This window comes from Candidatus Coatesbacteria bacterium, assembly GCA_014728225.1.
Taxonomy (GTDB): domain Bacteria; phylum RBG-13-66-14; class RBG-13-66-14; order RBG-13-66-14; family RBG-13-66-14; genus WJLX01.
The window spans coordinates 22,227-32,413 of the sequence record WJLX01000126.1; the positions used below are offsets into that span (position 1 = coordinate 22,227).

At 60.5% G+C, this 10,187-nt stretch carries 8 protein-coding genes and 1 tRNA gene; 4 read left to right on the forward strand and 5 right to left on the reverse strand.

Annotation, left to right across the window (positions count from 1 at the left end):
* Positions 1 to 1,163: 1,163 nt before the first annotated feature.
* Positions 1,164 to 1,346, forward strand: coding sequence for a hypothetical protein (locus GF399_09240; protein ID MBD3400503.1), 183 nt, complete (start codon positions 1,164 to 1,166; stop codon positions 1,344 to 1,346).
* Between the two features lie 743 nt (positions 1,347 to 2,089).
* Here the strand turns inward: GF399_09240 and GF399_09245 are convergent.
* The gene (locus GF399_09245) at positions 2,090 to 4,279 is read right to left on the reverse strand and encodes a hypothetical protein (GenBank protein ID MBD3400504.1); all 2,190 of its coding nucleotides are present in this window, start codon (positions 4,277 to 4,279) and stop codon (positions 2,090 to 2,092) included.
* Positions 4,280 to 4,364: 85 nt separating this feature from the next.
* Here GF399_09245 and GF399_09250 point away from each other — a divergent pair.
* Positions 4,365 to 4,452 (forward strand) — tRNA-Leu (locus GF399_09250).
* A gap of 576 nt (positions 4,453 to 5,028) precedes the next feature.
* On the opposite strand, the gene GF399_09255 is transcribed toward GF399_09250, so the two are convergent.
* A complete protein-coding gene (locus GF399_09255) occupies positions 5,029 to 5,226 on the reverse strand; it encodes a hypothetical protein (GenBank protein MBD3400505.1) in 198 nt (65 codons plus the stop codon).
* Positions 5,227 to 5,528: 302 nt separating this feature from the next.
* Between GF399_09255 and GF399_09260 the strand changes: the two genes are divergently transcribed.
* Positions 5,529 to 5,930, forward strand: a complete 402-nt coding sequence (locus GF399_09260) for a hypothetical protein (protein ID MBD3400506.1) — start codon at positions 5,529 to 5,531, stop codon at positions 5,928 to 5,930.
* Positions 5,931 to 6,042: 112 nt separating this feature from the next.
* Here the strand turns inward: GF399_09260 and GF399_09265 are convergent, their stop codons facing one another.
* The 3 genes from GF399_09265 to GF399_09275 form a co-directional block, all read right to left on the reverse strand.
* Positions 6,043 to 6,453, reverse strand: coding sequence for a metalloregulator ArsR/SmtB family transcription factor (locus GF399_09265; GenBank protein MBD3400507.1), 411 nt, complete (start codon positions 6,451 to 6,453; stop codon positions 6,043 to 6,045).
* Positions 6,454 to 6,654: 201 nt separating this feature from the next.
* On the reverse strand, positions 6,655 to 8,562 hold the full coding sequence (locus GF399_09270; protein MBD3400508.1) for a prolyl oligopeptidase family serine peptidase: 1,908 nt from the start codon (positions 8,560 to 8,562) through the stop codon (positions 6,655 to 6,657).
* A 119-nt stretch (positions 8,563 to 8,681) separates the two neighbouring features.
* Positions 8,682 to 9,203: a hypothetical protein gene (locus tag GF399_09275; protein ID MBD3400509.1), complete on the reverse strand. Its 522-nt coding sequence runs from the start codon at positions 9,201 to 9,203 to the stop codon at positions 8,682 to 8,684.
* A 142-nt stretch (positions 9,204 to 9,345) separates the two neighbouring features.
* On the opposite strand from GF399_09275, the gene GF399_09280 reads away from it, so the two are divergent.
* A partial coding sequence (locus GF399_09280) for a hypothetical protein (protein ID MBD3400510.1) occupies positions 9,346 to 10,187 on the forward strand: 842 nt, incomplete at its 3' end.

Genomic DNA, 10,187 nt, shown 5'->3' on the forward strand with positions numbered 1-10,187 from the left:
TCACCTAACATGTTGTGATAGCGATAGTTACACTTCGGACACGTGACGTGCCTGTCAGGATTACCCTTTAAGCCGGCGGCCACAGCGCCTCCATTGCTCGTGACATGACGGCATCCTGGTAACTCTCGTGACTACAAGACAATCACAATATATGATGACCCATGAGCGTTAAGGTATCCCTAAAACAATGGTAAGCTAATGGTATTAGGGTCCGGGCTGATTGTCAATCCAGGTCGTCGAGATAGCGGTTAATAGCAAGATTGGCAATAATGTACGGGTTGCTATCCGGACTGGTTTTGGCGTTCCTTAGATTCACTGAATGGTGGGATTGAGTAGCTCCGTCCCGCTGCGAACGAGTAAACGATAGGGGTGGTGTTTCGCGCTGGTTCGCCCTGCTCAGCGCGCTGGGTTGATCGTTTGTGCGGCTGGTTAACACAACCGGGCATCACTTGACGGCAATGGGCCTGCAAATACCGCTAGGCCTCAGCTAACCTGAGCGGAGCAATGGAGCAGTTTATCCTGCAGGTCGTCGAGACAACGGTCGTCCTGCCTGGGGTTGAAGCGGAACGATCTTTCACGGATAGCGAGCCTTAAGTAACACTTGAACCCGCCGTGGTCGGCTGTCAGCCGTCGCCGGCGAACGACCGGCTTCTTGTCGTCATCGACGCGCCTGTAGTAACGATATGCCGTATCGCGCCGGCTGCCCGGGTTCTTGGCGATCCGCGCCGCCGGGACGCACGGCCGGAATGGGCGAGCGCGTTGAGGGTCAGCTCGAGACAGCTTCGTCTTGGGCGCTGTGGACATTTCTTGCCGCATCTCTTGCGGCTACATCGACCAGCGGCCACCTCGCAGGGCTGCCGATGGTTACATTAGGGGCAACTAATCCACCGGCCGCTTGCTTCTTTCCGCCGCCATTTTCGCCCCCCTATTTGTGACGGAACAACCCAGCCCGCCGCGCATGTTAACGCTGAGTTACATACAGACATCGGTCCGGAGACGCTGTGCGAGCCCGACCGATGAGATACTCCCGAACAGCCTATTCTTAGAAAGGCGGTTGGAAGAGGGCAGTCGGGTACATTGACCTTTCGTTTGGGATTATCACCTAGTTATGACCAAGCGCGAAGTCTGCTCCTGAGGTAGTTTAGCGCGTTTTCGGCGTCTCGATGGATGAAGCTGAACGACCTTTCAGGGATGAAGAGTCCGAAGCTGTGATTGAAGCCGTCGTGGCAGGCTTTTCGGCGGCGTTTGGCGTCGCCCCGGAAGTTCTCGATACGATTGATGTTTATCCCGCCATCAGCGAAATCCCGTTGGTGGCTGAAGCGCTTGTGGTGGAAGCCGTTGAGTGACGGTTTCGTCCAGACCCGCCGGCCTTCGGCGTAGCGGTGTAGACGGTCGGCTCGAACTCGGCCGACGAGCGATTTGCCGTATTGCGCCGGCTGCCCAAATCCCCGGCGGCTTGGACGGTCGGGACGCCGAGCCGGAACAGACGCGCAGTCTCGGTGCGTTTTACCGGCGGCGGCGCGTTGCGACGCCCCCGGGGATGACGCTTGAACGACTTGCCGCGAGGCTTGCATTTTTTAACGTCCCCTCGGCGCGGCGGTAGTGATAACGGTTGTTGCAGCCGGGACGGTTGACGTGCCGGTTCCCCCGTCCCGCTCTTCCCCGCCACATTGCCCGCCTCGATCGGTGGCGGGCTGACAGACCCGTCCACGCCGCTGGAAGAAACCAACGGCAACAGCTGATGTTCAGCTTCTGTGATGATCCCGTTTGTTTTAGCGGCGCTTGAGGAAAGTCAAGTTGGGAAAACGTTTCTAACGAGCCGGGCCGTTCGGTCCACCGTCGGGCGCTGGTAATCTCCTCAGGCAACATCCTTCTGATATCATTCTACATCTACCATTCAGGACCGGGCATCGACCACCGTTAAAGGTCGGACAAGCCGATACCGCTAAAGTCCTCTAGCGGCTTTCTTAGCGATAGGCAACGAAGGTCGCCACTTGTAGCGGAATGGTCCGGTAGCGTCTGGGATGTCAAAAACGCCAAACCGGGGCGGGTCCGAAGACCGCCCCGGTCGTCCACCGTTTCGACGGCTCTAGAACTGTAAAGTGTAATCGACCTTGAGAAACACGCCCTGGTTGACCAGCTCGAACTCGTCGGCGTCGTTGTCGTACCAGCGCTCGTAGGCCAGGTAGACGTGGCTGTCGGGCAGGAACTCCCAGCCCAGCAGGCCGCGGAAGGTGTAGAGGTCGTTCTGGTCCGAGCCCTGGGTGAACAGGCGGAAGTACAGCTCCCGGGTGAACAGGTAGTCGGCGGTGGCCTGCCAGATGTTGATCTGATAGTCCTCGACACCCTCCGCGGGCCCGAAGCTCCAGTCGTAGAAGTTGTACTCGGCGGACAGGCGCAGGCTGGGGATGGGCTGGATGATCAGGATGGCGGTGTCGGCCAGCAGGTCGCCGTAACCCATGGTGGTGTAATCGACCATCTGACCGTAGAGGGCGAAGTTGCCCAGCCAGATCGGCTTGGCGAAGTCCGATTCTACATTGAACTGAGTGTACCACCAAAGGTCCTTCTCGCCGGGGTTGTAGTACAGGTTGTCGTAGCCCACCGAGCCCTGGACGGTGAAGTTCCAGAGGAAATTCGTCGTCGTGCCGACCTGCATATCGTACTGGGCGAAGGCGGGCTCCCAGTCACGCCCGTAGGTCAGATTAGCCTTGCCCCAGAAACGCAGGTTGCGGAGGAAGGACTGGTCGAAGCGCAGCTTGTACTCCGCCGAGTAGATGAAGCTGCGGGCGTTGGGGATGCCCCAGAAGAAACCCGTTTCGTTGATGTCGAACTGGGGCGCGTTGTCCGAGTACTCGATGTAGTTGGAAAAGTTGCCCTTGCTGAAGGACACGCCGCCGTTGATGGCGAACTGATCCTCGAAGGTGTTTTCCGGATCTCGGCTGTCGTAAGAACCGACCACGGAACCCCAGGTGTTCCAGAGGCCGTCGGCGAAGTAGAGGTCGAAGTCGGCGCCGTAGGTTGCATAATCGTAGGCTGGCAGTACGGTGTCCCAGTCCGTCTCCACGGAGCGGGCGAAGCGCGCCGTGCCCATCGCGCCGATGAAGGAACCCTGCCCCAGTTCGTAACTCAGCCGACCGACGGCCCAGTCGCTCTCGGGCTCGGCGTCCAGATCGGTCACCGCCTCCCCGGTGTGGGCGTAGAAGCCGCCGACGCCGAAGCGTCCCAGCCGACCGGTCAAACGACCACCGGCCAGGATCTGGGAGTCCTCGTATAGGCCCTCCGAGGTGAACAAGCGCTGGCCGATCCGCCGGGAGTAGAAGGGGGTGTAGTGGATGAAGTTGAAATAGGTCGAATCGCGTAGGAAGAAGGGCCGCGTCTCCGTCACATAGACAGGGTCCAGACCGATCTGATACTGGTCGGGGTCCAGGTCGATCTCGGCGAAGTCCGGCAGCACCGTCCCCGCCAGCGTCAGGCTGCGCCCCAGATCGACGTCGAAGTCCAGGCCGCCGATGCCCTTCCAGTCATCGATGTCGCCGTTGCCGGTCTCAGGCAGGTTGCGGTACTCGCCCTTTGCGTAAGGCGCCAGCTTGACGCCTACGCCCTGGGTGATGTTCTCGATGCCCGTCAGCTCGAGGGCGTCCTCGACGTAGAACATGTTGTGGTCGTAGGGCACCGGCACGACGTAGGTCTCCTCGCTCTTGCGGCGGATGACCCGCCCGGCGTTGAACAGCCAGGGGCGACCCGGATCCTCCTCGAACTTGAAGTTGCTGAACGGGATCTCCAGCTCGGCCGTCCAGCCCTCGTCGGTGATCCGGGTGGCCACGTCCCAGTGGGCGTCCCATTGTTGACTGCGGTAGTTGGCCCGGTTGCTGTAAAGGACGTCGGCTTTGATCCCCGCCGGGTTGGTGCCGAAATAGTACAGGGACTGCCCCGAACCCGTTGGATCGAACCAGATGTCGACGTTGTCGTCCATTCCCAGGGAGGTGTCCCGACGACGCAGGTTGCTGACGATGCCCGTGGGTTCGGAATCCAGGCTCTCAATCGCCACGTAAAGGGCGTACTCCGTATAGCCGATATAGAGCCGGGTGGTTTCCGTCGAGGGCTCACCGGTGTCAGGATCGCGCTGAATGTAACCCTCCAGAGGCTCGGCGTTCTCCCAACAGGCCTCGTCGAGGTCGCCGTCAAGCTCCGGCGGGCAGTCCAGCCGTCGGGCCTGGTAGCTCTCGACCCCTAAGACCAGCACCGGTAACAGTAGAAGCATCAAGGAACGTTTCAGCATCGCTTTCCTTTCCGGGTTATCCGATCAGACCGCCCCAACCTTGACACACGGGGCGCTTTGGGGCTATATTCCTATGCCGTTACCCGCCGGAGTGGTGAAATTGGTAGACGCAGGGGACTCAAAATCCCCCGGGCCTTGGGTCCGTGCCGGTTCGAGCCCGGCCTCCGGCACCAGTAGACAGACAAGCCGATAACAACGACGAGACGACTGCGACATAAACAAAGAGTATCGCCAAGGTCAACCCTCTCCCCTGTAAGGACACCTTCATTGGCGATGTCGCGCTGATCATTCCTTCCTTTCCTTCCTTCCTTTCCTTTCCTCCGTCTCGTCCTCGGGCTCGTTCAGCTTGTTGCACCGCCCGCGGGGGCGGCTTTTTCTTCGCCCGTTCATCGTCCGTTCTTCTCCCCGTCTCTCTCTAAGATACATAGCGACAGCGCCGGGTTTCAGCGGCACTGGTAAAACCTTTGAAAAACAGCCTAAGGACTGCTTGACGGGGACGCATGTACGGCCGCCGGAACTGGCACGGTTTTTGCATCTCGACGACCGTTGGCGCGAGGCTAACGGTTCGTCTCCGCAAAAACCGTGCCAGTTCCGGCTCGCGGGCTATGCATTAGGTTTTTGAGTTCGCCGGGCTGTTTTTCAAAGGTTGGATCCCGACGGCTCAAGTCAATCCTGAGTTTTTCGGGGGCTGCTTGATGTGCTGAACGGCGGACCCGGGTCCGCCGTTCTTGTGCGGTTGTACTCGGTGGTTAGTCTTCGTGCTTGGCGATGGCTTCCTCGACGCCGGCGAGTTCCTGCTCAAGTTCAGTCTTGTACTGTTTGAGCATTTCGAGTTTTTCGGCTTGCGAGCGGAAGCGTCGGGGGATGCAGAGTCCGGGTCCGTGGTGTTCGTGGGGGTGTCTGCCGGGATGGCAGTGATGGGGTTGGGGGTGATGGTGATGGAACATGGGTTCTCCTTTGGGGTTGGCTTGTTGGGTTGGCGTCAGTCGTTTGGCCGGCGAAAGCATAGTATTTTCGTAACTACTTAATTTCAAATGAAAAAGGGATCATCACACAAGATGAACATCAGCTATTGCAGTTGGGATCTTCCAGCGTCGTGAACGGGTCTGTCATCCCGCCACCGATCGAGGGGGGCAATGTGGCGGGGAAGAGCGGGACGGGGGACCGGCACGCCAACCGTCCCAGATGTAACTATCGCTATCACTAGCGCTGCGCCGACGGGCGGCATAGGTGCAAGCGTCGCGGCAAGCTGTTCAACCGTCATCCCCGTGGGCGTCGCAACGCGCCGCCGCCGGCAAAACGCGGCGAGATAGCCCGCCTGTTCCGGTTCAACGTCCCGGCGGCGCGGGTCGCCAAGGACCTGGGCATCCACCGCAATACGGCTTATCGCTACTGCAAGCGAATTCGCCGGAGCCGCGCCGTCGCTCGCCAGGCCGCGTTGGATTCGATCGTCTACTCCGATGGATACACGGCCGATAAGAAACTGTCGCTCAGCGTCTTCCACCACAGGCGGATCAATGACCGGGAAGAGTTCGCCAACGGAAAGAACCATATCAACGGTATCGAGAACTTCCGGGGCTTCGCCAAACGCCACCTAAAAGCCTATCACGGTGGCTTTAAACGCAACTACAGACTCTTGATCACTGAATGATCGTTCAGCTTCAACCATCGAGACGACGAAAACGCGCTATACATTCTCAGGACCATACTTCGCGCTTGGTCATAATTCGGTGATAATCCCGAAAAAGGAACGGCCGATATCATCAGCTATTGTCCGCTTCTGTTTCCAGTTCAGCGATCCGTTGCTCGATCCGGGCCAGCCTCTGTTTGAGTTGGGCGCGATGCTTGCGCAGTTGTTGGAGGTCCATCCGGGCGGGGTCGAGGCCGTGGAAGCTCTTGACGCCGCAGGCTTCGCCCAGGGAGCGCAGGCAGACGTCGAGGCTGCGATGGTTGATGTGGTAGGGCACGTGGTAGCCGTCGCGTTCGCCCTCCACCAGACCGGTCTGGCGGAGCACTCGCAGGTGTTGAGAGACGGCTGCGGTGGAGATGCCCAAAGCCTCGCCCAGTTTGACGGCGCCCAGGGGTCCGTGATGGTGCAGGATCCGCAGGATGGCCATCCGGGTGCGTCCGCCCAGGACCTTGAAGACCTCGGCTGGATCCAGCTTGTGGGTCATGGTGGTCCAGTGAAGTAGTTAAGCAACATCTAAATTATAGCCTGAGCTGGAGGGGTTGTCAAGTCGCATCCGCGGCGAACGAGTTGTCCGGCGCTAATAGGGTTGTTGAAGGGGATCGTTGTGTCGGGAAATGAGCGGCGGGTCGATCGAGTGAGGCGGCCCGCCTTTTCTACGCCGTCCAGTCAGCGGTGTGGTCGTTTTTTACTGCGCCCGGCCGCCGAGGTGCTCGGCCAGGAAGGGTTCGACCTTGCCGAAAAAGTCCAAGCGGTTCTCCGGGCGGGCGAAGCCGTGGCCCTCATTCTCGTAGACGTGGTACTCGTGGGGAATATCGGCCCGCTTGAGCGCCGCGGTGATCTGCTCACCCTCGGCCAGCTTGACCCGGGGATCGTTGGCCCCGTAGGCCAGGATCAGCGGCGTCTGGATGCGCTCGGCGTAGTTGAGCGGACTGCGCTCGGCGATCAGTTCGGCCTCGGTCTGCGGGTCACCGATCATCTTGTGCAGTTTCTTGACTTCGGTGCGCCAGTAGGGCGGGATGCTGGCCAGCAGGGTTGCGAGATTCGAAGGGCCGACGATGGAGACAGCGCAGCGGTAGAAACGGTAATCGTCTTCTGGAGCGTCGTCGATGTCGGGGCGTTCCGCGGTCTTGGTGAAGGTCAACCCGGCCAGGGCGGCGTAGCCACCGTAGCTGCCGCCCATGATGCACAGCCGCTGCGGATCGGCGAGGCCCTCGGCGACGGCCCAGTTGCAGGCGTCGGTCAGGTCGTCCTGCATGCGCCGCCCCCATTCCTTATTGCCGGCGTGGCGATGGGCCTTGCCGTAGCCGGCGCTGCCGCGGTAGTTGACCTGCAGCACGGCGTAACCGCGGTTGGCCAGCCACTGGGACATCGGGTCGTAACCGTAGTCGTCGCGAGCCTGGGGGCCGCCGTGGACCAGCAGCACCAGGGGCAGTTTCGCGGGCTCGACGCCCGGCGGCAGGCTGAGGTAGCCCTCGATCCGGCGTCCGTCACGGGCCGTGAACTCCACCGGTTTCATCTCGGCCAGCTCGTAGTCCTCTAGCTGTGGATAGACCTTGAACAGCTCGGACAGCGACTTGTCGGTCCGATTGTAGCGGTAGTAGCTGACGGCCCTGCGCGGCTCGTTAACCATCACCAGCCAGGTGTTATTGTCCCGGCTCTGGTCGGAAACCGCGAGCCAGGCCTCGGGAAACCGGCCCTCGAGTTTGGCCAGGTCGTCGCGGACCTCGTCGGTCAGGGGTCGCCACTCCAGCTTGACCCGGTTGACCGAGGCCGCCAGGGTGCGGTGGGTTTGCGGATCGCGCAGCAGGCCGAAATGGGTGTGGGCGTCGTAGCCCTCGTCGACCAGCAGGGCTTCGCCTTTGCCGCTGTGGGGGTCGAGGCGTATCAGACGCTGGGTGTCGGCGCCGCGGGGGTCGGCGAGCAGCACACCGATGTTGTCGGCGTCGAAGCCGTAGACGGCGGAGTGGGCGTCTTCATACTCCCACCTTGACACCACCCGCCAGTCGCCGTCCTCGTCCTCGCGGTAGAGCAGCTCGTTACCGGCGTCGGGCGTCGCCCGCAGGGCCAGTCGAACCCGCAGTTTCCAGTCGGCCAGGAACTCGGCGATGTCGCCCGGGTTCTCGGCTGCCGACTCCAATTCGCCGGAGACGGTGTTCAGCCGGTAGGCGTCGAAGAGGGCTTCGTCGCGCTTGTTGAGCAGCACTAACAGTTCGTCGGGCCGATCGGAGCTCTGCAGCGCCGGAACGGCCTTGGCGCCGGGGAAGGGGGTCAGGTCGAGGGGTTCGTCGTCGGGGTTGGTCGGATCGACCCGGAACAGGTGATTGTTCTCGTCGCCGTCGGAGTCCTGCAGGTAGATGACGTATCTACCGTTCTCGCTCCAGAAGTGCCGGCGGATACCCCGGCCCGTATCATTGGTCAACGGCCGCTCTTGGCCGTTTTCCAGCTCGCGCAGCCAGATGTTCAAAACGCCGTCCCGGGGGGCGATGTAGGACATCGAGCGACCGTCGGGGGAGAGGCGGGGCTGGACCCGGGCCGGGTTGCCGAAGATGACCTCGCGGGGGATCAGTGGAACCTGCATCTCTTTAACGTTCATGGACTTATCCTTCCCGATCTGTCGTTGAGACTCGAAGGTTGCACCCTGACTAGATTACTCCGTCGCGGCGGGTTTTTCAAGGAGGGGTATGTCTTGAGGCAGCCGGACGACGAACAACCTCAGATCAACATTCTTTTAGGGATTATCACCGAATAATGAACGAGCGCGAAGTCTGCTCCCGAGGTAGTTGAACACGTTTTCGGCGTCTCGATGGTTGAAGCGGAACGACCTTTCACGGATAACGAGCCTGAGGTTGCGTTCGAAGCCAGCGTGATAGGCTTTGCGGCGGCGTTTGGCGTCGCCCCGGAAGCTTCGAGGCCGTTGATATGCCCCTTGACGTCAACCAGTGTCCTGTCATGATCGATGCGCCTGTGGTGGAAGCCGCTGGGCGACAGTTTCTTGTGGGCCCGCCGGCCGTCGGCGCAGCGATAATTGCCTTTGGGGACATTTGACGTGCCGCTCCCCCGACCCGCTCTTCCCCGCCACATTGCCCCCCCTTTTGGTGGCGGGATGATAAACTCGTTCACGCAGATATAAGTACCCAACTGCAATAGCTGATGCTCATCTTCTGTTATGATCCTGTCATTATTTTCAACACCGGATTCGAGGCCCTGCGGAAGAAAATCAGTTGAGCGGTTCATTCTCCGTATCTCATAATGATAGTGGATAGCGCCGTTGTTTTCGGTGTAGAGTAATCATGCAGTCTCTGCAAAACAGCAAGCTCCACGGTAAATCAGACTTAACGGACGATGAAAAGACGTACAACGGGCCAAAGGAGACGCCATGAAACAGCTCTGTTCGGTTGTATTCGTCCTGCTTCTCGTCATTCCCGGGTTGGCCGCCGTAGTGGAGGTCAATACCTCCAGCGCCACGGCCAGCGCCTGGAGCGAGCATTCGTCCTATCCCGCCGCCAACTCTCTAGACGGTAATTTCAACTCTTTCTGGACCAACGACCGCGGCTCCCATCCGACCACGGACGGCGCCGGTGACTGGTACCAGGTCGATTGGCCCGGCGACGTCGAGATCGGTTTCATCCGCACCGAGGGCCGCAGTTTTCAGAGCGGCTTCTACAGCATTCCCCAAGACGTGCGGTTGCATTTCTCCGACGGCAGCACCCTGGACTTCAACTTCGACGACACCACCCAGGACCATTGGGTCCAGGAGTATGACTTCTACGCCGACCAGCAGACGACGGACTTCGTCAAGATCGAGTTCCTGACTTATTACCACCACGTCTGGGAGTACATTCAGTACTACGAGGTGGACTTCTACTACGACGACGATACCGGTGACAGCAACCCGCCCGAGGTGACGGGTCAGGACCCGGCCGACGGCGCCGTCGACGTTCCCCTCGACAGCGACATCGTCTTCCACGCCACCGATGACAACTCCGGCGTCGACACCGCGACCATCGACTTCACCGCCGCTGACAGCACCCTCTCCGGCGGCGCCCTGACCATGGTCAGCCCGCTGGCCGACATCAACGGCACCCTGGACGTCGATGACACCGATCCGCTGGACGTCATCTGCACCTTCACCGCCGACGCCGACCTGCCGGCCGACACCATCACCTGCACCGTCGCCGGCAGCCTGGCCGACAACGCGGGTAACACCATGGGCTCCGA

What these genes read in the sequence shown, in the direction of transcription:
- GF399_09240 (MBD3400503.1), top strand. Translation starts at nt 1,164, where the DNA reads ATGGATGAAGCTGAACGACCTTTCAGGGATGAAGAGTCCGAAGCTGTG.
- GF399_09245 (MBD3400504.1), bottom strand. Translation starts at nt 4,279, where the DNA reads ATGCTGAAACGTTCCTTGATGCTTCTACTGTTACCGGTGCTGGTCTTA.
- GF399_09255 (MBD3400505.1), bottom strand. Translation starts at nt 5,226, where the DNA reads ATGTTCCATCACCATCACCCCCAACCCCATCACTGCCATCCCGGCAGA.
- GF399_09265 (MBD3400507.1), bottom strand. Translation starts at nt 6,453, where the DNA reads ATGACCCACAAGCTGGATCCAGCCGAGGTCTTCAAGGTCCTGGGCGGA.
- GF399_09270 (MBD3400508.1), bottom strand. Translation starts at nt 8,562, where the DNA reads ATGAACGTTAAAGAGATGCAGGTTCCACTGATCCCCCGCGAGGTCATC.
- GF399_09275 (MBD3400509.1), bottom strand. Translation starts at nt 9,203, where the DNA reads ATGAACCGCTCAACTGATTTTCTTCCGCAGGGCCTCGAATCCGGTGTT.